Origin of the sequence: Xylanibacillus composti, from assembly GCF_018403685.1 — a bacterium.
Lineage (GTDB): Bacteria > Bacillota > Bacilli > Paenibacillales > K13 > Xylanibacillus > Xylanibacillus composti.
Map to the genome: position 1 here is coordinate 97,463 of NZ_BOVK01000015.1, position 25,167 is coordinate 122,629.

Below are 25,167 nucleotides of genomic sequence, written 5' to 3' on the forward strand. Positions count from 1 at the left end.
CGGAAGGAGCTGGTCAGACTGAATTTCTACGAAGAAATGGGCGGCGAGCAGACGATACGCCGCATTGTCGACACATTTTATCCGAAGGTTTTGGCCGATCCGTTGATCGGACCATTGTTTCCCGATGGGATTGAGGAAGTGAAGGAGAAGCAATTTTTGTTCCTGTCACAATTTTTCGGGGGACCTCCGCTGTACTCGGAACGATTCGGCCATCCGATGATGCGTGCGCGCCATATGCATGTGCCAATCGGCATCGAGGAGGCAAGGGCATGGCTGTCCTGCATGCGGCAAACCTTGGAAGAGCTGGAGCTGCCGGACGAGCTGCGTGAGGCGATGATGGATCGTCTGTCCGGTCCTGCTTATCACTTTATGAATCGAACCTGACGCGAGACAGACGATAAAGGGACAAAGGAGAATACCAGTGGTCGAACCGTTATATCAGAAGGAAGTGACTTGCCATCACTGCGGGATGGGCTTCAAGACATCCAGAGTGCGCCCGAGCTTTAAGAAGCCAGTCAGACGGGACACCGATTTTTGCGCTTACTACATGGACGAGACAGCAAATCCAGAGTTCTATGTGGTCCGGGTTTGTCCATACTGCGGATTCGCTTCGACGGAAAGCTTCTCTGAAAGCCTGACAGATGCGCAAAAGCTGCAGTTTCAGGACAAGATCGCTAATTATTGGCAGATAACCGATTATGGCGGCGCACGTTCGTGGGAAGAGGCCATGAAGTGCTATAAACTCGCCTTGCTATGTGCGCAGCTTAAGAAGGAAAAGCCTCGCGTAATTTCCGGTATTTTGCATCATATTGCCTGGTTGTACCGATATAAAAAGAATCATGAGCAAGAGAGCAAATTTCTCGAATTTGCTCTGGAAAGTTACATAGAGGTGTACGAGCAGGAAGGAGCCAGCGTGAACGATGCCCGGTTGATGTACTTGATCGGGGAGCTGTCCCGACGGTTGAAGCGTTATAACGAAGCAGTGCGTTGGTTCTCACGGGTGGTGAACGATAAGACGATTATGGATGCAGCCATGATTCAGGCATCTCGGGAACAATGGCAGATGGTGAGGGAAGATATGCAGCGCGACAAGCTTTCCCCGGAAGCGATTGAGGAAATCAACAAAGAAGCGGAGAATGCCTGAGGCGATCATTTCTCCGCTTCTTTTTCGTTCGGATTGGCTTGTTCTTGGGCGTCGTCTTCGCTTAATGCGGCGATTTTCTCCAATAAAATATGCCGAGGCATATGCATAATATGTTCAATGGGGACATTGAGTTTCTTGGCAAGCATTTGCGCAGTTTCGGCGGTTATTTGCAGGGGCCTCATGTAGCGATCACTCCAATGCGTAAGTATTCGGGCAGCGATTCTGCCAGGGAGGCAGTCATACTGACCGTTGGCGAACAAGGGACATTCCCTCGCATGTTTGACGGAACTAACCATTATTATAACATACTTGGCAAAAAAGAAAGGGGCAGATGAATTGGGATACGCACAGACTTGGAATTTGGACGTACTGTTCGCTGGCGGTTCGGAATCCAGAGAATTTCAAAGCTTTATCGGCAAGCTAGAGGAAGATGCGCGGGCTTTTGCCGCCATGGTGCGAACAGATGCGGCTGTTGACGAGAAGATGCTTGAGGCGCTTCAGTCCATTTCAGCCCGTCTGAAGGAGGCGGCAGCTTTCACGGAATGCTTGACAGCCCAGGATATGCAAGACAAGAGGGCACTCCATCTTGCGGCTTCTTTGCGATCGATCGGAGCCCAATTTGAGGCTGCCCAAACCTACTTTGATCAGAAACTGGCAGCCATAAACGAATCGTCCTGGCAGGACCTGCTCAAGCGTCCGTTATTTAGGGAAGTTGCATTCATTCTGCAGGAAAAACGAAAGCTTGCCCAAGAAAAGCTCCCTCCTGAACAAGAAGCGCTGATTGCTGATTTGGCTATCGACGGGTATCATGCTTGGTCGCAAGCTTACGATACCATAGTCAGCCGCTTGGTGTTCCCCATTGAGGAAGAAGGGAGAACGCTGGAGCTGTCTGCCGGGCAGGCGCAGAACAAGCTCGATCACCCGGATCGTCAGGTGCGCCAAGGCATGTTCGCCGTATGGGAGAAAACCTGGGGCGACCATAGCGATCTTTGTGCGGACGCTTTGAACCACTTGGCAGGGTTTAGATTGCAAGTATACAAGCACCGCGGCTGGGAAGATGTTTGCCGTGAACCGCTGCAGCTCAACCGGATGAGCGCAGAGACGCTGGATGCGATTTGGTCAGCCATTCAGCGCAGCAAGCCCCGCTTCGTCGAGTATTTGGAACGAAAGGCCAAGCTGCTGAGCTTAAACAAGCTGGCGTGGTACGACGTTGAGGCTCCACTCGGGGATGCAGCTCAACCGTATACGTATGATGAGGCGGCCGAACTTATAACCAAACAGCTTGCCACATTTAGTCCGAAGATGGCTGCGTTCGCAGAGAAAGCGTTCGAAGAACGCTGGATTGAAGCGGAAGATCGTGCAGGCAAGCGCCCCGGAGGTTTTTGCACATCATTTCCGATCAGCAAGCAGTCGCGTATCTTTATGACGTTCAGCGGCTCTGCATCGGGTGTTTCGACATTGGCTCATGAGCTTGGCCACGCCTTTCATCAAGCTGTCATGGACGATCTGCCAGTGCTGCTGCAGGATTACGCCATGAACGTTGCGGAAACAGCATCGACTTTGGCAGAAATGATCGTGTCCGATTCTGCTGTGCGGGCCGCCCAATCGAAGGAGGAGCAGGTGGTCCTGTTGGATGATCGCATCCAGCGTTCAGTTGCCTTTTACATGAATATCCATGCCCGCTTTTTATTTGAGACCCGGTTTTATGAAGCGCGCAAGGCTGGCTATGTGTCTGTGGAACAGATCAACAAGCTGATGACGGAAGCGCAAAGAGAAGCGTATATGGATGCCTTGTCCGAATATCATCCGCATTTCTGGGCATCCAAGCTGCATTTCTATATTACGGATGTGCCGTTCTACAACTTTCCTTACACGTTCGGCTATTTGTTCAGCGCCGGACTGTACGCTTATGCCCTGCAAGCAGGCGGGGATTTCGAAGATCGGTATATTGCGCTGCTGCGCGATACTGGAGCGATGACAGTGGAAGAACTCGCCTTGCGGCATTTGGGGGTCGATGTGAGGAAGCCGGACTTTTGGCAAGAGGCGATAAGTGTAACAGTAAGGGATGTGGATCAATTTCTCGCTCTGACAGGCGCATAGACATTTCTTCATTTGCTCTTGCCGCCCCCAAAAAAAGAGCCAGCCTGTCTCTCTGAAACAAGAAGCCGGCTCCTAACCGATCATCATTAAAATTTGAAAACCTGAATTGTCCGCTGAAGTCGGGTAGCCAGTGCGGCCATCTGCTCTGATTGCTCGACGACTGCTTGCACGGCCGCAATCTGCTCGTTCATGGCTGCGGACACTTCCTCCGTGCCAGCGGCGGATTGCTGCGTTATGGATGAGATGTTTTCCATACTGGCGCTGATTCGTTGGGCTGCTTCGGACATCCAGCTGCTTTCCTGGGCGAAAGAGGCGATTTCTTCACTGATATAGCGGATGCCTTCCACAATTTGTTCGAATACAGTCTCTGTTTCCCGAATCAGATCGTTCTGTCTGGACACAACCGCTTCATTCTGCTGGATGTTCGAGATGGCCTGCGCAATACCCTGCTCAATGCTGGCCACAAGCTGAAATACTTCCTTCGTGGAAGCTGTAGACTGATCAGCCAGCATTCTGACTTCCTGTGCGACAACGGCAAAGCCCAGTCCATGCTCGCCTGCCCGCGCTGCCTCGATCGAAGCGTTCAGCGAGAGCAGATTCGTTTGTTCGGCGATCTCCGAGATCGTCTTCGTAATTTTCTGAATATCCTGTGCCTGTAAGGCCAGCTGACTTACTGTCTCCGAGACGGCTGCGGTGGCTTCCACATTTTGCTTCATGCCTGCCGATTGGCTTTCCACCGCTTCCTTGCCCTTTTCCACTAGCGCAAGCGTATGCTCGGAACGCTGATTCATCTCTTGCGTGGATTTGGCATAATGTTTGACCTTGTCCTCAATATCATGAATGGAGGTAGAAATTTCGCCGACATCTTCAGATATTGCCGTCGCTCCCGTTGCCAATTCATTCGTCGAAACATTGACTTGGTCGATCACATCGCGCAGACTTTGATTTTTCTGATAAATATCGCGGCTCGTATCCGCGACTGTCTTGGAGATGCTGCTGGATTCATGCAGGATATCCTTCAGCTTCTCCATCATCTTGTTGAAGGAGGTGGCGAGTTCTCCGAGCGCGTCGTTGGATTGATAACGAACCCTTTCTGTAAAATCCCCTTTGGACACGCTCATCGCAACCTTGGATATTTCATTAATCGGTGATGTAAGCGCTCTCTCGAGAAAGCTTATAAAAGGATAACTGGCGATAATCAGAACGACAATGGTTGCAATCCCGACCATTAGCGAAAAATCGGAAGCCAACACCACAATTAGCAGAGCTAGGGAGAAGACACCCACTATGGAGTAGAAACCTAATTGCAGTTTGTGTTTAAATGAAAGCACCCTCAGTTTGTTCAATCGTTCATCCTCCTTTAACTCTAATGGGCCGCAATACCCATATTATAGCATCGAGAATTCCATCAGGTCTATAAAAGAATGTTGGGAATTGTCAGATTCGTGCGAATGATGCGGGACAAAGGTGCTAGTGCGTGCTGTAAAATGTAAAAATATGTTGAATTGAAGCGCCCTTGTTATTATAATGTGACATAAGACCTAATTGGTAAAAAGAAACATTCATAGGAGGGACATGATGAAAATGGATGAGCTGCCGCTGGCGCGGCAAGTGGACCTGGCTTTCCGCCAAATGCATAAGGAATTGTCCATGCTTAGCGACGGCACTGTTTTCCTGCAAATTCGGAACAATCGGATTGGGAAATTCGGTATTCGGCATTATGATGCGGCTAATTGGACTGAATCCGGCAGCGTTCGGACTACGGGGGGATTGACAGAGAGTCAGCGGCTGGCTTTTCGCAACATGGCCCTCGAAGCGATAAAGCGCAAAACATGGAGCCATGGCGAAATTCAATTTGAATTTGCAGTCAGGAAAGGACTGCTGACCGCAACCGTTCAGTATGAATCGAATTACAATATGGCCGCATTGGACCCGAGTGTTGTTCATGTCTAAGCTTGAACGATAGACAGACGAATGGGAAGCAGCGGGTACGAGAGAAAGAGCTGCACCAGCCCCTTATAGCGGCAAGATGCAGCTCTGATTGATAATCGCTTTGTTCGGACGGCGCCCAATTATTGGCGGCCAGCCAGCTGTTGTTCAGCGATTTGCACCAAGCGGCGGGTAATGTGTCCGCCGATTGCGCCTGTGTCGCGTGTAGCCATGTAGCCGTAGTATCCGTCCTGAGGAATTTGGATGCCCAATTCCTGTGCCACTTCGTACTTCAATTGGTCCAGAGCGGCATTCGCTTGTGGAACTACCAGTGTGTTGCTGGAGCGGCTTTGTCCTCTTGCCATTGGAATCACCTCCTGTGAAGGTAGTATGTGTCAATCGCTAGAATATACACCCCGATTGGAGTGGAAATTTTTACTGGCTGCTCTCGGGCAACTATTGACTTCATCGGTCTCCTCGGTATAATGTGTAGAAAAGACCATGCTTGGTCATAACCAGTAATACGCTGAAGGATGAAAGTAGGCGCAGTCAACCCGTTTCAGAGAGCCGATGCAGGGTGGGAATCGGTACGGGAGCTGAGGTCGAAATGGGCATCTGGAGTTGGTCCTTCGGGACCCGGTCATCCCCGTTACGGAGTTAAGGTTCATGCCGTCTGGCTGTATTGCCGGACGAGACAGCTTGAACGAATAAGGGTGGCACCACGGTCTCTCGTCCCTTGCCGGACGAGGGGCTTTTTTTATTCCACTTCGGGTTTGAGGTTTAACCATGAGAAAGGCAGGTTATGAAAAATGAAGAGGGTTTTATCGGGCATTCAGCCCAGCGGTCAACTGACATTGGGGAATTACATTGGCGCGATGCAAAATTTCGTCAAGCTGCAGGAAACACATCAGTGCTTCTTCATGGTTGTAGATCTTCATGCGATTACGATGCCGCAGGATCCGGCTGCGCTTCGGGAGCAATCGGAAGCGGTGGCGGCCTTGTTTTTGGCGGCTGGCATTGATCCGAATCGGGCCAGTGTTTTTATGCAGTCGCACGTTCCGGAGCACGCCGAGCTGGGATGGATTATGACGACTGTTTCCTACATGGGAGAATTGGAACGCATGACCCAGTATAAGGATAAGTCTGCCGGCAAGGAGTCGATTCCTGCAGGCTTGTTCGTTTACCCGACACTGATGGCAGCGGATATTCTGATTTATAATGCCGATCTCGTGCCGGTGGGCGACGATCAGAAGCAGCACCTGGAGCTGACTCGCGATTTGGCCCAGCGCGTGAATCAGCGTTATGCGACATCGCTCCAGGTGCCGGAGCCGTATATACCGCAGACGGGGGCTCGCATCATGTCGCTGGACGACGCCTCGAAAAAAATGAGCAAGAGCAATCCGAATCCGGGAAGTTATATTGCGCTGCTGGATGAGCCGGATGTCATCCGCAAGAAGCTATCCAGGGCAACGACGGATTCCGGGCGGGAGGTCCGTTTTGATCCGGTTGAAAAACCGGAAATCAGCAATTTAATGGCGATTTATGCGCATTGTGCAAACATGCAAATGTCAGAGGTGGAGCGTGCCTACGAGGGGCAAGGCTATGGCGCCTTCAAGAAGGATTTGGCCGAACGGGTTGTGGAAGCCTTGGAGCCGCTGCAGGCACGTTACCGCGAAATCCGGCAGTCTGGAGAGCTTCCAGCTATTCTGAGGAAAGGGGCAGCGGAAGCACGCGAGGTTGCCTCCGAGACGCTGCGTCAAATCAAGGATAAGATGGGATTCGTATTGCCGCAGTAGAACGGCTGCTTATTTGCTGCTGCGCCTTTTCACATAGAAGCCGAGGCCTATCATGACAAAGGAAGCCAGGAAAAACAATAAGGCAAGACCTGCTTCTCTGTAGCTGAGTGCGGCGCCTGTGCATACAAACAAAGCGACAGCGGCAAGGGAAAACAACAGGGAGAGGGATTTGCTCAACGTAGATCACTCCGATTTCAAAGTTTTTTTGCCATAGCTGTGCATAAGAACGCTATAGCAGGTGCCATACTAGGATAGCAAGCTTGCAAGACATTACACTTACAGCTACGAAAGGAGTGCTTTTCACATGGCATCTCGCAGCAGCAATACACTGGTAGTGCCTCAAGCAAGTCAAGCATTGGATCAGCTGAAGTATGAAGTGGCGCAAGAACTGGGCATTCAAATTCCGCAAGACGGTTACTACGGCAACATGGCAACTCGCGATACAGGCGCCATCGGCGGCCACATTACTCGCCGTTTGGTTCAAATCGCAGAGCAAGCGATGGCCGGCAACCAACGTTAAGATATAATGATATTTACCCATGAAAGTGATGACAAGCGCTGAAGTTAGTCAGGTACTTTCATGGGGCCCGGATTATCAACCACGAAAGTGCAGGAACGCTTACGAAGTACAATCAAGTACTTTCGTGGGGCCCGAATGATTAAAACCCATGAAAGTGATGACAAGCGCTGAAGTTAGTCAGGTACTTTCATGGGGCCCGGATTATCAACCCACGAAAGTGCAGGAACGCTTACGAAGTACAATCAAGTACTTTCGCGGGGCCGACCAGATTACAAAGAGAGCTCAAGGGAATGTGTTCCCTTGAGCTCTTTTGTTATGTCGGCTGCAAAGGGATGCTGCTTGGATTGTAACTCAATAGCTGTCCAAGCGCAATTTTTTGCCGACCTTTTCCTCATTCATCCAGCCTACGTAAGAGTCCAAAACATTCCCGTCATGGTCGAACAGCACGACCGCGACGAACGGGTACTGCTTGCGATGGCGGTAACGGACATCAACCCAGCGCACCTCATGTCCCCAACGGTGAGTATGCACCTCGGGGCAGGCATGAGTGCTGAATGAAAGCAGGGCGGCGACATCCGGATGTTTTTTTGACAATTCTATAGTCGGGTGTGAGGAACGGCTCACACGATCGATCCACTGCAGCTTGCCGCTGCGCCATTCGCCAATTTGATAGTCGCCGTTATGCTCGATTTTGACAACGTTCCAGTGATAGGGATGCAGGGTGGGAATGACTAGGTATCGATCCTTCGAATTACGCTTGACATCCATCGATTGAATTTTTCGCTGGACGCTTCGATGTACAAGAACACGCCAAACATAGTAGAGAGCCAAGAACGCATACAGCAGCGGGAAAACGACGACAGGATTAGCCAGCTTGAGCGTCCACAGCAGAACGGCGACTGCATGGCTGAGAAAAATAATCGGATCGAAAATGGGGATAATGTTCCAGGATATCCATTTCTTCGAGAAGGGTCTCAAGGCCTGCGTGCCGTACGTATTGAAGAGATCCATAAAAATGTGCAAGGCTACCGATAACAGGACCCAGTAGAGCAGCGGCCAGAATCGATCAGGCTGAAAAATGGCATAAAGGCCTCCGCTTATTGCCGCAGTCCACAGCAAAAGCGCCGGCAAGGAATGGCTCCATCCCCGATGGTGCCGGATGTAGAGGGCATTTCCCCTCAGCCTGGTTAGAGTATCTGCGTCTGGTGCCTGCGATCCAAGCACAGTTCCGAACAAGACGGCTGCTCCCAATGCGGCTTCTCCAGTAACGGCCGGATCGATTTGTGCCAAACCGGCAAGACCCAGACCAACAACAAAGTGTGTGCCGGTATCCAATTGATCTCCTCCACAAATAGCATTGCGTTATATGATTTTGATATATAGTTATATTGTACCCAACAAGTACAGGATTGCAAAACGGCAGGAGTGGAGAAGATGAAAAAAACTTTTGTGGAGTATAAGGTGAAGCTGGAGGAGATGGACGCTTATCGGCTTTATATGGCGGATGTTTTGCAGCGCACGGACAGCGTGGAATGGCTCGAAAGCCAAGAGCAGCCCGGCTTGTTCCTCGAAATTCATGCCAACAGTGAGGAGGGGCTTGCCGAAAGACGCCAAGCAGACCCGAATCTGCTTAGATGGGCGCAGAACGGGTCTGTTCGCGTATGGACCTTTTTCGATGCCGGGCAGCGGCCGCGCAATTGAATATCGGTGAAATTGGCTGGCGTTGAAATCTTGCCGACACGGGCATCTGACATTAGCGGGGAGGGGCGCTGACGGTTTGACCGAAGGGCAGGTCGTAGGCCAATTCCTCGTCGAAGGTAATATAGTCCAGGTTGACCATCAGCAGCAAATACCTTCTGCCTGTCTGAGGATCGCTGATGATAATATGATCGCGGCCCGCCGCTTCGAGCACACCTCTGAATACCTTGGCGTTCCATTCCGAATTGTTCTCGAAAGTCATGTAAATGGTAGCAAGCTTGCCCAGATTTAGGCGGAGGATATTCTCGATGTACGATTGCTCCACCGGCAGCAAGCCCGGCACCTGCACGCCGCCAGTCTGTCCGCCAGTCGGAATGGTCGAGCCAGCCGGCATTTGGGGCGGCATCGGCTTTGGCATCGGCATCGGATAAGCTTGCTGCATTCCCGGATATCCGTTTGCCTGGGGGGATACACCGTACACGTACCCGCCATTCGGCATCGGGTATGGCACATTCATCATGTTCGATTCCTCCTTATTTCAATTGAGTGGGTTAAAACGTACGGTACACGCCGGGGCAGCTGTTTTCATAAGGACTGAAGAAGCAATGGGACTTATATCGGCCCGTATTCGGCTGATCATACCAGGTGGCGGGACAAGATCCGGTCGGCATGAAAAACCACAGCGCATTGGTCGCGGGATGCTGGCGTTCGCCGTCGATGACTCGGCGGGCCAGTCGAATATCCTTTTCTCTGGCTCTTTGGTAGAAATAGCCCTTGGTAGTTGCCTCAAATCCTCCTGGACGCTGAAACACCATGTCGTTAATAGAACGAATATTCTCGAAATCCAGGCAGTTGCCTTTGATGCGGTTCACCCCGACGTTGCCGACCATCAGCATGCCCAGCTCGCCTTCGCCTTCCGCCTCGGCGCGCATAAGCCGGGCAAGCGTCCTGACGTCCTCGCTGCTGGCTTTGATCACGGCCATTGTTCTAGGGTCACTTCCTTTCCCTGAATCGCTATCTCCATTGTATGGATGAAGCCGCTTAATCATGACTGCATTCTCGACAAATTGATGAACAATAAGGGGCTGACATTGTCAAAAGGGTGAACGATTGATATCATAGAGAATATTTGAAGGAGGAATAACATTCGGTGAACAATATAGCCACGTGGCGAGATTATGTACAGCTCACGAAGCCCCGTATCATTCAGTCCAATTTGATCGCTGCGTTCGGCGGCTTTTGGATGGCATCCGGCTGGCGAATCGACCTGTCGGTCATGCTGTTGATGTTGGCGGGCAGCTCCATCGTGATGGCTTCAGCATGCGTATTTAACAATTACCTGGACCGCGACATGGACCAGAAGATGGAACGCACTCAAAACCGGGCGCTGCCAACCGGCAGAATTGAGCCGCGCCATGTACTGATATATGGGGCGATTCTGGGCATTATTGGCACGATTTTGCTGGGGGCGATCAATTGGCTTACGGCCGTGCTCGGGCTGGTCGGCATCTTTGTCTATGTCATTATATACACCCTCTGGTTGAAAAGAACTTCCACCTGGAGCACCTCGATAGGGGGGATTTCCGGTGCTATGCCGCCTGTGATCGGCTATGTGTCCGTTACAGAGCAACTTGACGCCGGAGCGTGGCTGTTGTTCGCTATCCTGTTCCTCTGGCAGCCGCCTCACTTCTGGGCGCTTGGCATCCGGCGCAAGGAGGAGTACAGGGCAGCGGGATTTCCGCTTCTCCCCGTAGTGAAAGGCGTGCGTAGAACGAAATGGCAGATGATCCCCTATGTGGTGCTGCTCATTCCGACATCGATTCTCCTCTATGTGTGGAATTATGTAGGGGTCATCTATCTCGTGGTAGCGGTTGTGATGGGCGTTTATTGGTTGTGGCTGTGCATCAGCGGCTTGTGGGCGAAGGATGATGAAGCGTGGTCGAAACGGACGTTCGTTTTCTCACTCTACTATCTGATGATTACTTTTGCCGTCATCATTCTGAATACCGTCAAGATTTAGGCTAGATTTGGAGTCCAACTAAGGAAAAGGGTGAGTCATTTCCATGAAGAAGAATACAGCTATTGTCGCCGGCGCGATAGTCGTCTTGCTTGCTGTCGGTGCCGTTATAGGGGTTATCCTGTACAACCAGCTTTCCAAGCGGTCCGCCTACCCTGTGCAGAAGCCGGCCCCGGCTTTTACGTTTACCCATGTTGACGGAAGCGAAGTTTCGATCGAGAACACAAATGGCAAGGCAAGACTCGTTTATTTTTACTTTTCCCATTGCCCGAATGTGTGCCAGCCTACGAACTATTTGATTTCGCAAGTGCAAGACAAGCTCCAGGCGAATGGGGAAACTGGCGAGCATACGGCGCTGTTCTCCATTACGTTCGATCCGGAACGGGATACAACTGAACGGCTGAAGGAATATGCCGGCAAGTACAATGCCGATCTGAATCACTGGTACTTCCTTCGCGGAGAAGTGGAGTATTCCCGTGAAATTGCGAAGGAATACGGCATCGCCATTCAGGAGTTGGACGGAGGCGAAGATTTCGCCCATACGAATGCGATGATCTTGGTCGACAAGGAAGGAAATATTCGTCATTATTACTTGTCCAAGGCCTTGGAGCCGGACAATGCTGCCAATATTGCTTCGGACCTGATGGCACTTGCCAAAGAATAAGCCAATACGTAATTAGCGGCGGTTGGGAGAAGGGATGGCACGCTCATCGGGCGGAGAATGCGATTCCTGAGGAAGCATTCCAACCCGATATGCGCGCAGCCCAGGGTGGTCGCCTGCGTGCAAGCACCACATTCTATAGTGAGGAGGCAGTATGGCTAAATGGCATACTGCTTTTTTCAATTGCTGTCAAGACGAAGACGGGGGCTGTTCATAGGCTTCATTCGGTTCCCGGATAGCCGAGTAATCAATCCATTCCTCTAATCCGGCCTTCTCAAGCTGTTGGACGAGATATTCATCTGGCGTTCCTTCAACGCCTGCATATCCTCTCCGTGTGTAAAGATGCTCCGCATCGGGAAATAGATCGCTGAGTATGCCGCGAATGCGCTTCCCGGAAGGGTCGTTGTCTGTGAAAATCATAACATCTTGACCGCCGACTGCTCGTTTGATTCGTTCCAGTCTGTCAGTGCCCGGTGTTCCGTATGTACAAATAATGTCGATTTCTTCATTCAACAAACGACGCAGCTGCGTCTTGTCGTTCTTGCCCTCTACAATGATAACCATATCCCGCTCCTTGTCGTTCTGTACAGGTTACTTTCTATTGTAACCATTTCCCGGGAAATGTCGAACCTGTCATGTGATTGTGACAGATCTCGGACGGCTATAGGGCAGCGCTGACAAAGCGAGCATCAATACGACAAAAGCAATGAAATAAGGGGACATGCTGTCACGAATTTGCCCGGCGATTGTAGGCCCGATAAACGCACCGATGGAAAAGCATACGGAAAGCAGAGCAAAGATTCGCCCATAGTGGGTAGCTTGGGTGATCGATGCCAGCAGCGTCGCCATAGCCGGATAGATCATGCCTTTGGCCATGCCGATCAGAAACAGAGATGCTGCCATGGGAAGCGCCCATTCGACTGCCATTCCAAAAAAGACGATGGCGAGGAAAAAACTGCCCACAGCGGTGCGGTAGAAAGGAGAAAGCTTGTTCAAGAACAGCATGCTTAATGTAACGAGCGAACCCAGACTAACCACAGAAAACAACAATCCTGATGTCATCAACGACTGCTCGCCGAGGTTAAGCAGCGGCAGCTCGAAAAACAAGATGCCCTGGGAACAGGATAATGCGAGCGGTATCGCGTAAAACAGCCAGGGGATGGTCGGGTTAGCCGCAAGCGCTTGAGCAGGCGCTCGTTCTGCAGCACGGATCAGAGGGGAGGGAGGCGATGCGGCATCTCCCTTCGCGGCAACTTTGGAGGCGGTCGGTACGTCATGAATGAAGAAAAGTGCCAACAGTCCAGTGACGATCAGCCCCCATCCAAGGATGGTGAACGACGCCGAGAAACCCAGTTTGGCAACAAGCAGCGCACCGGCTGCAGGCGAGAGGACAGAGGCCAGGGTATGAACGAGCCCGTTGCCGGCCATATATTTGCCCTGCCCGGCAGTGTCCTTGGCCAACTTGGCCAAAAGCGACATACAAGCGGGCGACAGGAAGGCCAGCACGAAGCCGCTCACAGACCGTATGGCCAGAAGCTGCCATGGATTCGAGGCGTAAGCTTGCAGAAGCAATAGCGCGCCCGCGCCGATTAAACTTAACGTGATAAATATTTTGCTGCCGTAGCGGTCGACACCGTATCCCGCGAGCATATTCCCCGGCAGATGGGTGAGGGAGTAAATTCCCATGATGAAGCCGATGAATGAAGGCGCCGCGCCAAGGGATAAGGCGAACGGAGACAAAACCGGATACTGGGCGTGCAGATCAAACATGGCGATAAACATGAACAAGTACAGCCACATGGCGGTTTTCACGGCGTACACCTTCCTTATGCTTGGTCTACCATTACTTGTACGTGATGGGCAGACATCGTATGCCAATAAAATTTTAATGCAAATGATACCGGAAACGGTATAATCTAAATTAAGAGCAATTGTGAAGAATGAAATGAATCGGGAGGCAGTCAGTACATGGAAGAGCAATGGATATCGTTTATTCAGGACAAGTGGTGGATCATTGCACTAGCCATCGTGGCCATTGTAGTCATTGTGCGAATCGTTAAGACAGCTTTGAAATGGGCGTTTATACTCGTCATAGCTGCGGGTTTGCTGTTGTATGGCGCCAACTACAAGGAGATTGTGGAAGATATTAGCGGAACCGTTCTCTCTTATGCCAAAGAAGAAGCGTTCGAGGCGATGAAGAGCGAATCGGGGCAAGCGAGCGTGTCGCAGGATGCGGCGGGCAATTTCATCGTAAGCAGTCCGAACTTTCAAGTGAAAGGCTCCGTGGACAGTGATGAGGTGGAAATTACTTTCCGCGGTCAGAGCTTCAAGGTATCGAGGAATGAAATCATCAACACCTTTATTCAACAGGCAAGTGAAGGGCAATAGCGAACGGTGTCAGATTTTGCGTGAAGGTGATGAACTTTTTGGCGGTTTGCCGCGTCTATATGTTTGGGTATAGCTGCATGATCACAAACAGGCGTCGAAGGAGAGACTATGGAAGTATTTGTGGATCGGTACAAGGCTATTTTGTTTGATGCGGGCGATACATTGCTGAATGTGCCGGAGGCCCATCAAGTGGTGACGCAATTTTTAAGAGAACGCTCTTTCCCTTGTGACGAGGCGGAGGTCGAATCCGTGCTGCACGAGTCGATTCAGCGCTTTTACTATGAAAAAAAGAGGGATGAGCAAGCGATCTGTTCTCCGGAGGTTGACCGCGCTTTTTGGGTGAAGCTTTACGCACACATGCTCACGCGTCTCAATGGGGCCAATTGCGATGAGGACGGCCTGCGCCGCCTCTGTCACGACTTGTACGAAGTGTTTACCGGCCCGGAGGTGTACACGCTGTTCGAGGACGTAACGGAAGTGCTGGAAGCGTTGCGAATGCGTGGCCTGCAGCTTGCCGTCGTCTCCAATTTTGCCGACACCTTGCCGCTCATTTTGCGAGAAAAAGGCATTGCCGACTATTTCAGCGAAATCATCGTGTCGACAACAGTCGGTTTGGAGAAGCCGAATCCCGAAATATTCCGGTATGCGCTGCGCAAGCTGCGGGTAGACCCCGGGGATGCGCTGTACATTGGCGATCATGAGCAGAACGATGTCTGGGCGCCGAAGCAAGCAGGCATGGATGCCATTCGCATTCTGCGGTACGGCTATATGCAGGGCGAAGGTATCCGCAGCCTGCTCGAGCTGCTGCCTGGAACAAGTAATCGATGAAGGAGGAGGAACGGTGACGAAACAGCAAGAGCGCGATCCGCAAAAACAGGAAATTATCCGTCAGAGGCATTTCGCGTTTCGTTTGAATGTATTTTTCTTCTGCATTTTTGTGTTATTTTCCGTGCTGATTGTTCGTCTGGCCTTTCTGCAATTCGTGGAAGGGGAAGAGCTGCGGGCATTGAAGGACAGGAAGACGACCCGTTCCACTCCAATACCGCCGATCCGCGGCAATATTTATGACCGGAACGGGTTTCCGATTGCCCAGTCTGTATCGACGCAATCGCTTTATTACCGCGTGCAGCAAGGCCAAAATCAGGATGAGGTCATCGCGCTGGCCAATCGGCTGGCCAATCTGTTCGCTTCAGTCAAGGAAAGCAATCCCAAGACGAAAACGATGACAGCAGAGCAGATCATCGAAGCGATGGATGTCAATTTCGATATCAACAAGCAGCCTCGTACGCCCGTGATCCGCTATTCCGAGCCTAGGCGGATCAAAACGGATTTGACCAAGGAAGAAATCGCTTATTTGGTCGAGCACCGCGATGAATTTAGCGATTTGGAAATTATGGAAGAGAGCGTTCGGGAGTATGCGGAGATCACCGATGGTCCTCCGGGACCGGATGGCAGTGTGCAGGAAGAGCATATTGCCGTGCAACTGGTCGGTTACTTGAAGGAATACCGCGGAGCCAGGGATCTCGAATTTTACAAGAACAACTCCAGCGGTTACCTGGAAACGGAGACAGTCGGCGTTGACGGCCTGGAGCTGATGTATCAGGAACGGCTGCGCGGACAGAACGGAGCGAAGATTTATCAGATTAACGCCGCAGGCAAGATTGTACCCGGCGAGGTGGAGGTCATTCAGCCGATCAAGGGCGACAATCTGTATTTGACCATTGACGCGGAGGTACAGCTGGCCACCCAGCGCGCCATTGTGGAAAATCTGGACAGGCTGAAGAATGACCCTGTGTTTAGAAGCGTGAACAAGACCGGAACGAAGGCGATGGCTGGGTATGCCGTGGCGATGGAAGTGGCCGGCGAGGATGCCGGCAAGGTTGTGGCAATGGCCAGCTATCCGGATTATGATCCGGAAGTATGGCGCGGAGGACGCATCAGCCAAAGCGACCTGGATGAAATACAGCTTTTCATGCGCAACGGGACGATCTGGAACAACTGGGCGCCGGTGCATGATGATACCGAGCGCGGTCGCCATCCAGGCTCGCTTGTGTATCTCGGCTCGACGATGAAGCCGTTGACGATTTTGGTTGGGTTGAATGAGGGACTCATCAAGCCGAATACTGTGTTCAATGATAGAGGGCGATACGAGTTTGGCCGGGACGGCTCGAGCATCAGGAACTCGGATGGTCGGGCACAAGGCAATTTGACTCCTGCAAGCTCGTTGGTCAGATCATCTAACGTTTATATGGCAGCCACTGTAGGTGAACCGCTTTTCAGGAAATATGGAAGAAGTCAGGTTCTTGACGTCTGGGATTCGTATATGGAGCAATTTGGACTCGGTGTGAGGACCGGCAGCGGGCTGCCAGGAGAAATTGCTGGTACCAAGGATTATATGGATGTGGATGCGATGGGCAGCGAGCTTGCCTCCATGGTGTTCTCTTCCTTTGGCCAGGGCGGCCGTTATACAGCTCTGCAGCTTGCCCAGTATACGGGAGTGCTGGCGACAGAAGGGAAGCGGCTGAGACCATTCTTCGTCAATGAGGTTCGCTCCGCGGATTCCGAGCTGCTTGAGAGGCCGGGGCCTGATATACTCAATGAGGTGGATATGCCGCAGGAATACTGGGATGTCGTCAAGGAGGGCATGATGGGGGTAAGGATGCAGGGCTTTGAAGGCTTTCCTTATCCGGTGGCTTCCAAGACGGGCACGAGCGAGCAATCTGTGGCAGGCGCAACTGTCGAGAATGCGGTGTATATCGCCTACGCGCCTGCCGACAAGCCGAAGCTTGCCGTAGCGGTAGTCGTGCCGGGAGGGGGCTATGGGTCGTATGGTGCCGCCCCGATAGCACGCCGCATCTTCGACGCTTATGACAAGGTGTATGGCTTGTATGACAAAGATCCGGATGCGCCTGCGGGAAATGAGAGCGCGGCGCCGTAATTTCAATTGTCTCTGCAGCCATCATGCAGCAAGGATCGTCCTGAGCATTGTTGCCGGGACGGTCCTTTCTGTTTGGAAGGGATGTAACTTATTGGGAAAGGTGTCTGATTAGCTTTTTCGTTGATTGCTTGATTATGCTATACTTAGATTTTAATGAGAAGCTACGAGGAAAGGGACCGATAAACATGTGCGGAATCGCCGGAATGATCTGCTTTGACCGCCGGGAACCGGCGCTGGAACAATTGAAACGCATGACTGACATCATTCATCACAGAGGTCCGGATGATTCCGGCTTTTGGTCTGAACCGGGGGTTGGCCTGGGCTTCCGCCGCTTGTCGATTATCGATCTGGCTGAAGGCCATCAGCCTTTGTCCAACGAGAATGAGCGGATATGGATTATTTTCAACGGTGAAATTTATAACTATAAAGCGCTGCGCAATGAGTTGGAAGCGCGCGGCCACCAATTCAAGACGCATACCGACACCGAAGTTATCGTACACCTATATGAGGAGTACGGCGAGGATTGTGTACGCCATCTTCGCGGTATGTTTGGTTTCGCACTATGGGATATGGAGCGCAAACGGCTGTTTGCGGCAAGAGATCACTTCGGCATCAAGCCATTTTATTACGCGCTGCATGATGGGCGGCTGGTCTTCGGCTCTGAGATCAAGAGTCTGCTGCAGGCCGGACTTTCGCGCAAGCTGAACATGGAGGCGCTGCTGCAGTATATGACGTTTCAGTATGTGCCGGAGCCGAATACGATGCTGCAGGGCATTCAGAAGCTTCCGCCCGGCCATTCCATGACCGTCGATCTGCAGGGTAAGGTTGACATTACCCGCTACTGGGATCCGACTTTTGAACCGGGATCGGGCACATTGGATCAAATGGTGGAAGAGCTGCGGGAAAGACTGCTCGATTCGGTGCGTCATCATATGCAGAGCGATGTGGAAAGGGGATGCTTTTTGTCCAGCGGGATCGATTCCACGGCGATAGCGGCGTATATGCGATCAATTGAACCGATCAAGACGTTTTCTGTCGGCTTCGAGGGTCCTCATAATGAGACAGAGATTGCCCGCGAGACCGCGAAGGCGCTCGGCACAGAGCATTATGCGAAGGTCATTACTCCTGAAGAGTATTTGAATACGCTGGAACGGGCGGTTTGGCACCAGGATGAACCGGTAGCCGACCCTTCAGCGATTGCGCTGTATCATGTTGCGGCTTTGGCGAGGGAGCACGTCACCGTTGTGCTGTCCGGCGAAGGCGCAGACGAGCTGTTCGGCGGATATCGTATCTATCGGGAGCCGCTTGCGCTGCGGCCGCTTGCCTGGATGCCGGCGCCTCTCATGCGCATGCTGAACCGCATCGCCGGCCGCTTGCCGTCCACGGTCTACGGGCGCAATTACTTGCTGCGGGCAACGACGCCTTTGGAAGAGCGCTTTCTAGGCAATGCGCGCATTTTCCGTGAGGACATGAAAGGTGAATTGGTGGCAGCCGGCAAGGAATGGCTGGACAGGTACAGGAATCCGCAAGAGGTTGCCCGACCGTTCTACGAGAAGTCGGCGCATTTGGACCCGGTCAGCCGCATGCAGTACATTGATATGAATCTATGGCTGCCGGGAGACATTCTGATGAAGGCCGACAAGATGACGATGGCTCATTCGCTGGAGCTGCGCGTTCCGTTCCTGGATAAGGAGCTGTTCGAGCTGGCCCGGCGCATCCCGGCCGCCTATCGGCTCCAGAACGGCACTACGAAATATGTATTCCGCAGGGCGATGGAGGGCATCGTTCCAGACTTCATCCTGAACCGGCCGAAGCTCGGTTTTCCCGTACCGTTGCGCGATTGGATGAAGGAGCCGATCGGCGATCGTATCCTGGAGACGATTCGCAGCCGGGACATGGCTGAATGGTTTGACATTGATGCGGCCGAACGCTTGATGAAGGCCCATCGGACGGGCACAGCCGACTATTCCCGCCATTTGTGGGTGCTTTACGTGTTCGCGCTGTGGCAGCAGACTTACTTGCAGAGGGAAGAGATCGGCGCCCCGCTGAGAGAAACGGCTTCCCGGGCTTGACGGGGAGAACAAAAAGGAGGCCAAATTCATGACGGCATACAGGTTGATTGCTTTGGACATGGATGGAACGCTGCTGAACGACAATGAAGAAATTTCCGAGGCGAACAAGGCAGCCATTCGCAGGGCGACAGAAGCCGGGATTGTCGTCTGCTTGTCTACGGGAAGGGGGATGTTCTCCCTTCGCCCGTATATTGAGGAATTGGAGCTGCAAGCACCGCTCGTGACGGTTAATGGCGGGGAGATTTGGCGCAATCCGGATGAACTGTATGAACAGCATGTGATGGCGGCCCGGGAAATAGAACGGCTTCATCAGTTGGCTGTTGACCATGATGTTTGGTTTTGGGGCTATGCGGCGGAAGGCGTGTACAACCGAAGCAATTGGACAGCGGCCGTATACGAGCATACGTGGCTGAAATTCGGCTATTATACCGAGGATTCAGAGTTGCTGGCATTTTTGCGGGCGGAGGCAGAGAGAGGGGGAGATTTCGAAATCACCAACTCGCATCCATCGAACCTCGAGATAAATCCGGCTGGCGTGAACAAGGCGGCAGGTCTGCGGAGTGTGTGCAACATGCTCGGCTTGCAGATGGAACAGGTGGCTGCGGTAGGAGACAGCATGAATGATTGGGCCATGATTCGTGAAGCCGGATTGGGTGTTGCGATGGGCAACGCTCAGCAGGAGTTGAAGGAAGCGGCGGATTGGGTGACTTTGTCCAACGAGGAAGACGGGGTGGCTCATGTACTAGAGAAGCATTTCGCATTATGAGAGGCGGGGAGAGGTAGCGATGGTCGATGTGCTTGGATGGATATTAGTCATTCTCTTATTCGTAATCGGTATGGCTGGAGCCGTGTATCCCGTACTGCCGGGCGTGCTGGCAATCTACGCAGCTTTTTTCGTATACGGCGGTTTCTTTGGCTTCGGTGCGCTGAACTGGTGGTTTTGGATTATCCAGACATTGATTGTTCTTGTATTGTTCGCGGCTGACTACCTCGTCAGTTCATACGGCATCGATCGGTCAGGCGGATCAAAGCAGGCATTTTGGGGAAGCACGATCGGACTTATACTCGGTCCGTTTGTGATTCCGGCGTTTGGCTTGGTGATTGGCCCGTTTGTCGGAGCGGCGGCGGGCGAGCTGCTGCATGGCTCATCCTGGAGCAAAGCGATGCGCATTGGGTGGGTCACGCTTGTATCGCTGTTTGCTTCGACTGTGGTCAAGGTGCTGCTGCAAGGCATGATGATCGTTTTGTTTGCTTTTTGGCTCTTCTTCGCCTAGCCGGAAATCCGGCAAGGCAGCAGAGGAGAATGAAGTATGGTGCTGCACAACTAGGGGAAATGGGGAACGGCTTTGACGAAGGATTCTTTAATTAAAGGAACAGTCATTCTGGCTGCTGCGGCCTTTATTGCCCGATTTTTGGGCGTCGTGCAGCGAGTGCCGCTGCAAAATATGCTCGGCGATCTCGGCATGGCTTCATACGGAATTGCCTACAATGTGTATGCGCTGCTGCTCATCGTGGCAACAGCAGGCATTCCGAGTGCGTTAAGCAAGCTGGTTTCGGAGAAGCTCGCGCTGGGACGGACAGAGGAAGCCGAGCGCATCTATCGTTCGGCCGTTTGGTTTGCCGTCACGACAGGGGTGCTGATGACGGCCGTGCTCCTGTTCGGCGCGCCCTACTATGCGGAGCACATTGCGAAGGATGTGGATGCGGCGGTTGCGATCCAGGCGCTGGCTCCGGCTATGCTGCTTTTTCCGCTCATCGCCATCATGCGCGGCTATTTCCAAGGAAGACAGACGATGCTGGCCGGAGGATTGTCGCAAATATTCGAGCAAATCTTGCGCGTGGTGACGGCTGTCGTGCTGGCCTATGTCATCTTGCGCCTCGGCTATGATGTGAAATGGGCCGCTGCCGGAGCCTCATTCGGCGGCGTGACTGGCGCGCTGGCGGCCTTCATCGTCATGATTGTATTCCAGCTGCGGCTGAAGCGGGCAGCCTCGTCAGAAAGGCGAACGATTTCAGTGGAAGGCGAACGGTTAAGAAGACGAGATATTTATCGCATGCTGTTCCGCTTATCCGTTCCGATCAGCTTGATTTCCATGGCCGTGCCGATGATTTACTTCATCGACTCCTCCATTGTGATCCCGTTGCTCGAGCCATGGACAGGCTTTGAACAGGCCAAGGAAACGCTCGGGATTTTGACGGGCCGGGCGCAGTCATTGGCCGGCATTCCCCCGATTCTGGCCATTGCGCTCAGCATGTCGATCGTGCCGGTCGTCTCGTCGGCTTTCGCCCGAAACGACCATCAGGAGGTTGCGGCCAAAACCTCGCAGGCGCTGCGAATTGCCGTGCTTAGCGGCCTTCCGGTCATCTTGGCGCTATGTGTGGCCGCCCGGCCGATCAATCAATTTTTGTTCGGTGACGCGGCAGGAACCGGTATCATCGCATTTCTGACAGCGGGCTCACTGTTTCAGATTATGATGATGACCTCCGGAGCAGTCTTGATGGGGCTGGGCCAGACAGCCCGTCCTGTACTCTATGTAGCGGCTGGGCTGATGGTCAAGCTTGTTTTCAGCTTTTTGCTCGTCAAGCCATTCGGCATTTACGGCATACTGGCTGCAACCACCCTCTGCTTCATCGTCACCATGTGCCTGAATATGCTGGATCTGCGCAGAAGTGTGCGCTATCAGCTGCTCGGGCGCCGCTGGCTGGGACTGCTGGCAGCAACCGTCATTATCGCGGCAGTCGGGATTTCGTTGGAGATGGCTTTGCACAGCTTCGGCGATTGGTTCGGAACAAGGTGGAACGGCTTCTTGCATGCGGCACTTGTCGGGGTAGCAGCCATTGGGATGTATCCTGCGCTGATGCTGGCATTGGGCGGCATACGGCCGGATGATGTGCGTCATTTCCCCGCCCCGTTGAGAAAGCTGCTTGGAAGATGGATCAAAAATCAGGAAAGCGGTCGCGCTATGTAAGCATGGCGGCCGCTTCTATTTTCTTTAAAGCAAAGCAGTATTCGTCAGACATTTCGTCATAGGACGGGGCAATCGGTGAGCGAATGTATCGGAATGCGTTCGTATCTCTGAACCAATCGTAGCGGGCAGGCTCCACCAGAACTTGGTCTGGCCAGACATGAGTCAGTGCCGGGCTGTATACAGGATCGCCAGGATTTTGAAGCTTGCAGCCGTTGAGCTTGGTCTTGCCGTCCAAGGGCCTGGAACCTGGCCGGATCGTGGAGAAGAGGTGAGGCCAATAGTCCGCACGTGAACCGGTATGCCGCTGTTGGGTTGCAAACCGCCTGACGCCCTCCAGCACCGAAGGATGATACAGCAAGCCATAAAGCGCCTTGCCTACCTGAATCCGCTCCTCCAGCGAGCTGAATGTTTCAACAACAACGCCGCAGAGGGAAAGCCGCTTCTCCGATGCCGATGTAGGGGCAGGGATCGCTTCATGAGGGATGAGCACTTGATTAAGCTGAAGCAGCGATTGCGCCTTGAATAGCGCGCTGTCCAGCACGTACTGGCGAAAATACGGGTGCTGGACGATGCGCCCCTCAATATAATGCTGCTCGTTCACAATAAGCGCCAACGTTAACAGGGGGGAGTGGCCGGTACGCCAGAAAGATTCCCAGAAGGGCCGCATAAATCGGGACACATGAAAATGCGGGAGCAGGTGGAAGTACGGTTCGCCTGCTTTGCGGCTCTCTATATATAGCAGCAGCTGGGGGTATGCATCCTGAAAAATGTAAGCGTTAGCCGTCTCTAGAAAGCGAAAAAAGTGAAGGCGCTCCTCCTGCGACATCAACTTTGGCAGCCATTCGCCCTGAAGATCCGTCATATTCCAGCCGCCATTCCTGGAAACGACGTGGGCCAGCAAGGCCCAGTGCAGCTCTGGACAGCGAACAGCCAGATCCCAATACGCCCGGGTCCGCTTCACATTGTTGCGGTTGGCATGCAGGAGAGCTGCACGTATTTGATCCACAATGGCCTGTTCGCTATTCGTCATAGGTTTGGCCTTCTCTTGGTCGGCTTGCAGCGCAAGCTTTAGTTTGTGCTTGATAACGGCCCATTCGTCTGCGTCTATGGCAAGTTCGGCAGGGGTGTGTCCCGCAGGGGGCACATTCAGCAGACGCTTTACTCTTCGAACCCATCTTTGAAACCAACCGGACTTCTCTTTCGTAAGTAAAGGCATAGGCAAAACTCCGTTCATGGGGTTTGTAAATCAGGAATTATGCCATAGTGTATGCCGATTGGTCGAAAAACATGGGAAGGAGGAGAAAGGCATTGCCTTGTTGAAAGGTATTTGTGAGACAACGCAAACAGTTGGATATAGGTGAAATGGGGAGAGGAGAGGAGTCTGTATGAAAAAACAACTTAGATGGAAAACCGTGTTGACGGTGCTTTTGGCCGTTATGGTCGTGTGGCTGGCAGGCTGTGAGGCGGTCGGCGGCACAAATTTGAATCAAGTGCTGGTCGATAATCTGAACCGGGAGTCCTATGAGGCTGATGGTGTTATTACCTTGAAGCTGATTCCGAACGAAAGTGCGGCAGCATCGCCCGAAGATGAGCTGCTCCGGTTGTTCGGCCATGAAATAACACTTCGCATCGATGACATGAAGCTGAAAAACAGAACCGATTCCTACATAAGCGGGGCGCTCCTATACGCCCATGGGGAAATTGGCTTCGACATGTACAATGAGGCCGACGGCTTTGCGGTCAAGCTGGATGGCTATGATCAACCCATTGTGATGAACAATGCCATGTTCGCAGAAGATGCTGGCGTTTCGATGTTGGATTTCCAGCAGCTTCAGGAGCAATTGATAGCTATTCAGGGTGAGATCATCACAATCGTGGGCCAATATGCAATTGAACGGTTTCCAAATCCGGAGATCATAACAGTAGAACAAGCGGTGACGACAGTCAATCAGGAAGAGCTCCAGGCTACACACATCCATATGGAGGTTCCTGGAGATGCCATCTTTGGCCTGCTGCAGCAGTTTCTGAACAATATTGCGGCGGACGAGGAAGGGCTGCGCGAATTAATCGGCGCTTTGTATGATGCAATCGTCCCGGTATTGAAGGAGCACATGGGACAGGAGCTGGAGGCTGATCCCACGACAGCAGCGCTTATCGATAATAGGGAGTTTGTCGTGGAGCTGCTGTTCACATCCATCCAACAGGGGCTGACATCGGTTTCGGGAGATATCCAGTCGGGCTTGGAAGAAGCAGCATCCGCCTTGCATCCGGATACCCGGTTAATCCTGGACTATTACCTGGATGAAAAGCAGCAAATACGCAAAACCGAAATGAAGCTGTTCGTGAAGCCGCTTGATGCAGAGGATGCGCAAATCACCGCCTTTGAACTGACGAGCTCGGAACAATACTGGAACATCAACGGAGACGTTGTCTTGCCAGCCATTAACGTCCATGAAGGCGTGGGGCTTTATGACATGGACAACCGTTACGAATTTTTGAAACATGTGGACAGATCGTCGGATTTGTATGAATTGCTGCAAGCAGCCGGCGAGACGAAGCAAGAAGTCTATATGTTTGTCGAGGATTCCTACTACGCAACTGAGGCATATGTGGAGGATGGCACAGCTTACATGCCGGTTCGCTATGTGTCTGAACAACTGTATGCGGATGTGAGCTGGGATCACGAGTCGAAACAGATTACGATTGAGGATCATCCAACCGGCCAGGAAATTATCCTGGCGGCGGGAAGCAGCACAGTTCGGATCAACGGCGAGGATGTCACTTGGGAGAAACAGCCGCAAGTGAAGGAAGGTATGGTATTTGTGCCGGCCAAGGAGATGGCCGAGGCCTTGGGCGTTCATTGGTATTATGACGAAGGTTTTGAAATGCTGGTGTTGACCAGGGAATTTTGACAAGCTGTTCGTTTAGCGGAAAC

27 protein-coding genes are annotated in these 25,167 nt (G+C 52.4%); 17 read left to right on the plus strand and 10 right to left on the minus strand.

Going from position 1 to position 25,167, the window contains the following annotated elements; all coding sequences use genetic code 11:
• Window positions 1-9: 9 nt before the first annotated feature.
• Both XYCOK13_RS06175 and XYCOK13_RS06180 read left to right on the plus strand, forming a co-directional pair.
• Complete coding sequence (locus tag XYCOK13_RS06175) at window positions 10-384, plus strand: globin domain-containing protein (protein WP_280520880.1); 375 nt, start codon at window positions 10-12, stop codon at window positions 382-384.
• 37 nt (window positions 385-421) lie between these two features.
• A complete protein-coding gene (locus XYCOK13_RS06180) occupies window positions 422-1,144 on the plus strand; it encodes a DUF2225 domain-containing protein (RefSeq protein WP_213411005.1) in 723 nt (240 codons plus the stop codon).
• Between the two features lie 5 nt (window positions 1,145-1,149).
• Here the strand turns inward: XYCOK13_RS06180 and XYCOK13_RS06185 are convergent, their stop codons facing one another.
• Window positions 1,150-1,326 carry a YycC family protein gene (locus tag XYCOK13_RS06185; protein ID WP_213411006.1) on the minus strand — a complete coding sequence of 59 codons (177 nt, stop codon included), beginning with the start codon at window positions 1,324-1,326 and terminating at the stop codon, window positions 1,150-1,152.
• Window positions 1,327-1,480: 154 nt separating this feature from the next.
• Here XYCOK13_RS06185 and XYCOK13_RS06190 point away from each other — a divergent pair, with 154 nt between their 5' ends.
• Entirely contained in the window at window positions 1,481-3,244 is a 1,764-nt protein-coding gene (locus tag XYCOK13_RS06190) for a M3 family oligoendopeptidase (RefSeq protein WP_213411007.1), read from the plus strand.
• An 86-nt stretch (window positions 3,245-3,330) separates the two neighbouring features.
• On the opposite strand, the gene XYCOK13_RS06195 is transcribed toward XYCOK13_RS06190, so the two are convergent.
• A complete protein-coding gene (locus XYCOK13_RS06195; protein WP_213411008.1) occupies window positions 3,331-4,590 on the minus strand; it encodes a methyl-accepting chemotaxis protein in 1,260 nt (419 codons plus the stop codon).
• 232 nt (window positions 4,591-4,822) lie between these two features.
• Between XYCOK13_RS06195 and XYCOK13_RS06200 the strand changes: the two genes are divergently transcribed.
• Window positions 4,823-5,197 carry an O-methyltransferase gene (locus tag XYCOK13_RS06200; RefSeq protein ID WP_308443014.1) on the plus strand — a complete coding sequence of 125 codons (375 nt, stop codon included), beginning with the start codon at window positions 4,823-4,825 and terminating at the stop codon, window positions 5,195-5,197.
• Between the two features lie 119 nt (window positions 5,198-5,316).
• Here XYCOK13_RS06200 and XYCOK13_RS06205 read toward each other — a convergent pair whose 3' ends face one another.
• Window positions 5,317-5,538 (minus strand): alpha/beta-type small acid-soluble spore protein, encoded by a 222-nt coding sequence (locus tag XYCOK13_RS06205; protein ID WP_213411010.1) that lies wholly within the window; start codon window positions 5,536-5,538, stop codon window positions 5,317-5,319.
• Between the two features lie 444 nt (window positions 5,539-5,982).
• On the opposite strand from XYCOK13_RS06205, the gene trpS reads away from it, so the two are divergent.
• Complete coding sequence (gene trpS / locus XYCOK13_RS06210) at window positions 5,983-6,969, plus strand: tryptophan--tRNA ligase (RefSeq protein ID WP_213411011.1); 987 nt, start codon at window positions 5,983-5,985, stop codon at window positions 6,967-6,969.
• A gap of 9 nt (window positions 6,970-6,978) precedes the next feature.
• Here trpS and XYCOK13_RS22320 read toward each other — a convergent pair whose 3' ends face one another.
• Window positions 6,979-7,146 carry a DUF5325 family protein gene (locus XYCOK13_RS22320; protein WP_213411012.1) on the minus strand — a complete coding sequence of 56 codons (168 nt, stop codon included), beginning with the start codon at window positions 7,144-7,146 and terminating at the stop codon, window positions 6,979-6,981.
• 127 nt (window positions 7,147-7,273) lie between these two features.
• On the opposite strand from XYCOK13_RS22320, the gene XYCOK13_RS06220 reads away from it, so the two are divergent.
• Complete coding sequence (locus XYCOK13_RS06220) at window positions 7,274-7,489, plus strand: alpha/beta-type small acid-soluble spore protein (RefSeq protein WP_213411013.1); 216 nt, start codon at window positions 7,274-7,276, stop codon at window positions 7,487-7,489.
• Window positions 7,490-7,840: 351 nt separating this feature from the next.
• On the opposite strand, the gene XYCOK13_RS06225 is transcribed toward XYCOK13_RS06220, so the two are convergent.
• Entirely contained in the window at window positions 7,841-8,824 is a 984-nt protein-coding gene (locus tag XYCOK13_RS06225; RefSeq protein ID WP_213411014.1) for a metal-dependent hydrolase, read from the minus strand.
• A gap of 99 nt (window positions 8,825-8,923) precedes the next feature.
• On the opposite strand from XYCOK13_RS06225, the gene XYCOK13_RS06230 reads away from it, so the two are divergent.
• Window positions 8,924-9,190 carry a hypothetical protein gene (locus XYCOK13_RS06230; RefSeq protein WP_213411015.1) on the plus strand — a complete coding sequence of 89 codons (267 nt, stop codon included), beginning with the start codon at window positions 8,924-8,926 and terminating at the stop codon, window positions 9,188-9,190.
• Window positions 9,191-9,242: 52 nt separating this feature from the next.
• Here the strand turns inward: XYCOK13_RS06230 and gerQ are convergent, their stop codons facing one another.
• The gene (gene gerQ, locus XYCOK13_RS06235) at window positions 9,243-9,707 is read right to left on the minus strand and encodes a spore coat protein GerQ (RefSeq protein WP_373314339.1); all 465 of its coding nucleotides are present in this window, start codon (window positions 9,705-9,707) and stop codon (window positions 9,243-9,245) included.
• 31 nt (window positions 9,708-9,738) lie between these two features.
• Window positions 9,739-10,170: a cell wall hydrolase gene (locus XYCOK13_RS06240; RefSeq protein ID WP_213411016.1), complete on the minus strand. Its 432-nt coding sequence runs from the start codon at window positions 10,168-10,170 to the stop codon at window positions 9,739-9,741.
• Window positions 10,171-10,337: 167 nt separating this feature from the next.
• On the opposite strand from XYCOK13_RS06240, the gene cyoE reads away from it, so the two are divergent.
• Complete coding sequence (cyoE, locus tag XYCOK13_RS06245; RefSeq protein ID WP_213411017.1) at window positions 10,338-11,207, plus strand: heme o synthase; 870 nt, start codon at window positions 10,338-10,340, stop codon at window positions 11,205-11,207.
• Between the two features lie 43 nt (window positions 11,208-11,250).
• Window positions 11,251-11,868, plus strand: coding sequence for an SCO family protein (locus XYCOK13_RS06250; RefSeq protein ID WP_213411018.1), 618 nt, complete (start codon window positions 11,251-11,253; stop codon window positions 11,866-11,868).
• 186 nt (window positions 11,869-12,054) lie between these two features.
• Here XYCOK13_RS06250 and XYCOK13_RS06255 read toward each other — a convergent pair whose 3' ends face one another.
• Both XYCOK13_RS06255 and XYCOK13_RS06260 read right to left on the minus strand, forming a co-directional pair.
• Window positions 12,055-12,429: a ribonuclease M5 gene (locus XYCOK13_RS06255; RefSeq protein WP_213411019.1), complete on the minus strand. Its 375-nt coding sequence runs from the start codon at window positions 12,427-12,429 to the stop codon at window positions 12,055-12,057.
• 69 nt (window positions 12,430-12,498) lie between these two features.
• Window positions 12,499-13,677 carry an MFS transporter gene (locus XYCOK13_RS06260; protein ID WP_213411020.1) on the minus strand — a complete coding sequence of 393 codons (1,179 nt, stop codon included), beginning with the start codon at window positions 13,675-13,677 and terminating at the stop codon, window positions 12,499-12,501.
• Window positions 13,678-13,833: 156 nt separating this feature from the next.
• On the opposite strand from XYCOK13_RS06260, the gene XYCOK13_RS06265 reads away from it, so the two are divergent.
• From XYCOK13_RS06265 to XYCOK13_RS06295, 7 genes are all read left to right on the plus strand, one after another.
• On the plus strand, window positions 13,834-14,253 hold the full coding sequence (locus tag XYCOK13_RS06265) for a hypothetical protein (RefSeq protein WP_213411021.1): 420 nt from the start codon (window positions 13,834-13,836) through the stop codon (window positions 14,251-14,253).
• A 108-nt stretch (window positions 14,254-14,361) separates the two neighbouring features.
• Window positions 14,362-15,081, plus strand: coding sequence for an HAD-IA family hydrolase (locus tag XYCOK13_RS06270; RefSeq protein WP_213411022.1), 720 nt, complete (start codon window positions 14,362-14,364; stop codon window positions 15,079-15,081).
• 13 nt (window positions 15,082-15,094) lie between these two features.
• Window positions 15,095-17,191: a peptidoglycan D,D-transpeptidase FtsI family protein gene (locus XYCOK13_RS06275; RefSeq protein WP_244865032.1), complete on the plus strand. Its 2,097-nt coding sequence runs from the start codon at window positions 15,095-15,097 to the stop codon at window positions 17,189-17,191.
• A 185-nt stretch (window positions 17,192-17,376) separates the two neighbouring features.
• Window positions 17,377-19,263 (plus strand): asparagine synthase (glutamine-hydrolyzing), encoded by a 1,887-nt coding sequence (gene asnB / locus XYCOK13_RS06280; protein ID WP_213411024.1) that lies wholly within the window; start codon window positions 17,377-17,379, stop codon window positions 19,261-19,263.
• Between the two features lie 28 nt (window positions 19,264-19,291).
• Window positions 19,292-20,029 carry a Cof-type HAD-IIB family hydrolase gene (locus tag XYCOK13_RS06285; RefSeq protein ID WP_213411025.1) on the plus strand — a complete coding sequence of 246 codons (738 nt, stop codon included), beginning with the start codon at window positions 19,292-19,294 and terminating at the stop codon, window positions 20,027-20,029.
• Between the two features lie 19 nt (window positions 20,030-20,048).
• On the plus strand, window positions 20,049-20,537 hold the full coding sequence (locus XYCOK13_RS06290; protein WP_213411026.1) for a DUF456 domain-containing protein: 489 nt from the start codon (window positions 20,049-20,051) through the stop codon (window positions 20,535-20,537).
• A gap of 72 nt (window positions 20,538-20,609) precedes the next feature.
• Window positions 20,610-22,232: a putative polysaccharide biosynthesis protein gene (locus XYCOK13_RS06295; protein ID WP_213411027.1), complete on the plus strand. Its 1,623-nt coding sequence runs from the start codon at window positions 20,610-20,612 to the stop codon at window positions 22,230-22,232.
• Here the strand turns inward: XYCOK13_RS06295 and XYCOK13_RS06300 are convergent.
• Window positions 22,225-23,448 carry a DUF2515 family protein gene (locus tag XYCOK13_RS06300; RefSeq protein ID WP_213411028.1) on the minus strand — a complete coding sequence of 408 codons (1,224 nt, stop codon included), beginning with the start codon at window positions 23,446-23,448 and terminating at the stop codon, window positions 22,225-22,227. The two genes, XYCOK13_RS06295 and XYCOK13_RS06300, sit on opposite strands and share 8 nt — an antisense overlap.
• 169 nt (window positions 23,449-23,617) lie before the next feature.
• Between XYCOK13_RS06300 and XYCOK13_RS06305 the strand changes: the two genes are divergently transcribed.
• A complete protein-coding gene (locus XYCOK13_RS06305) occupies window positions 23,618-25,144 on the plus strand; it encodes a copper amine oxidase N-terminal domain-containing protein (RefSeq protein WP_213411029.1) in 1,527 nt (508 codons plus the stop codon).
• The last annotated feature ends 23 nt before the right edge of the window (window positions 25,145-25,167 follow it).

Excerpts from the sequence above, each read along its gene's own strand:
- XYCOK13_RS06185 (WP_213411006.1), bottom strand. The coding sequence starts at position 1,326 with ATGAGGCCCCTGCAAATAACCGCCGAAACTGCGCAAATGCTTGCCAAG.
- XYCOK13_RS06200 (WP_308443014.1), top strand. The coding sequence starts at position 4,823 with ATGAAAATGGATGAGCTGCCGCTGGCGCGGCAAGTGGACCTGGCTTTC.
- XYCOK13_RS06205 (WP_213411010.1), bottom strand. The coding sequence starts at position 5,538 with ATGGCAAGAGGACAAAGCCGCTCCAGCAACACACTGGTAGTTCCACAA.
- trpS (WP_213411011.1), top strand. The coding sequence starts at position 5,983 with ATGAAGAGGGTTTTATCGGGCATTCAGCCCAGCGGTCAACTGACATTG.
- XYCOK13_RS06220 (WP_213411013.1), top strand. The coding sequence starts at position 7,274 with ATGGCATCTCGCAGCAGCAATACACTGGTAGTGCCTCAAGCAAGTCAA.
- XYCOK13_RS06230 (WP_213411015.1), top strand. The coding sequence starts at position 8,924 with ATGAAAAAAACTTTTGTGGAGTATAAGGTGAAGCTGGAGGAGATGGAC.
- gerQ (WP_373314339.1), bottom strand. The coding sequence starts at position 9,707 with ATGATGAATGTGCCATACCCGATGCCGAATGGCGGGTACGTGTACGGT.
- XYCOK13_RS06240 (WP_213411016.1), bottom strand. The coding sequence starts at position 10,170 with ATGGCCGTGATCAAAGCCAGCAGCGAGGACGTCAGGACGCTTGCCCGG.
- XYCOK13_RS06250 (WP_213411018.1), top strand. The coding sequence starts at position 11,251 with ATGAAGAAGAATACAGCTATTGTCGCCGGCGCGATAGTCGTCTTGCTT.
- XYCOK13_RS06255 (WP_213411019.1), bottom strand. The coding sequence starts at position 12,429 with ATGGTTATCATTGTAGAGGGCAAGAACGACAAGACGCAGCTGCGTCGT.
- XYCOK13_RS06265 (WP_213411021.1), top strand. The coding sequence starts at position 13,834 with ATGGAAGAGCAATGGATATCGTTTATTCAGGACAAGTGGTGGATCATT.
- XYCOK13_RS06270 (WP_213411022.1), top strand. The coding sequence starts at position 14,362 with ATGGAAGTATTTGTGGATCGGTACAAGGCTATTTTGTTTGATGCGGGC.
- asnB (WP_213411024.1), top strand. The coding sequence starts at position 17,377 with ATGTGCGGAATCGCCGGAATGATCTGCTTTGACCGCCGGGAACCGGCG.
- XYCOK13_RS06285 (WP_213411025.1), top strand. The coding sequence starts at position 19,292 with ATGACGGCATACAGGTTGATTGCTTTGGACATGGATGGAACGCTGCTG.
- XYCOK13_RS06290 (WP_213411026.1), top strand. The coding sequence starts at position 20,049 with ATGGTCGATGTGCTTGGATGGATATTAGTCATTCTCTTATTCGTAATC.
- XYCOK13_RS06300 (WP_213411028.1), bottom strand. The coding sequence starts at position 23,448 with ATGCCTTTACTTACGAAAGAGAAGTCCGGTTGGTTTCAAAGATGGGTT.
- XYCOK13_RS06305 (WP_213411029.1), top strand. The coding sequence starts at position 23,618 with ATGAAAAAACAACTTAGATGGAAAACCGTGTTGACGGTGCTTTTGGCC.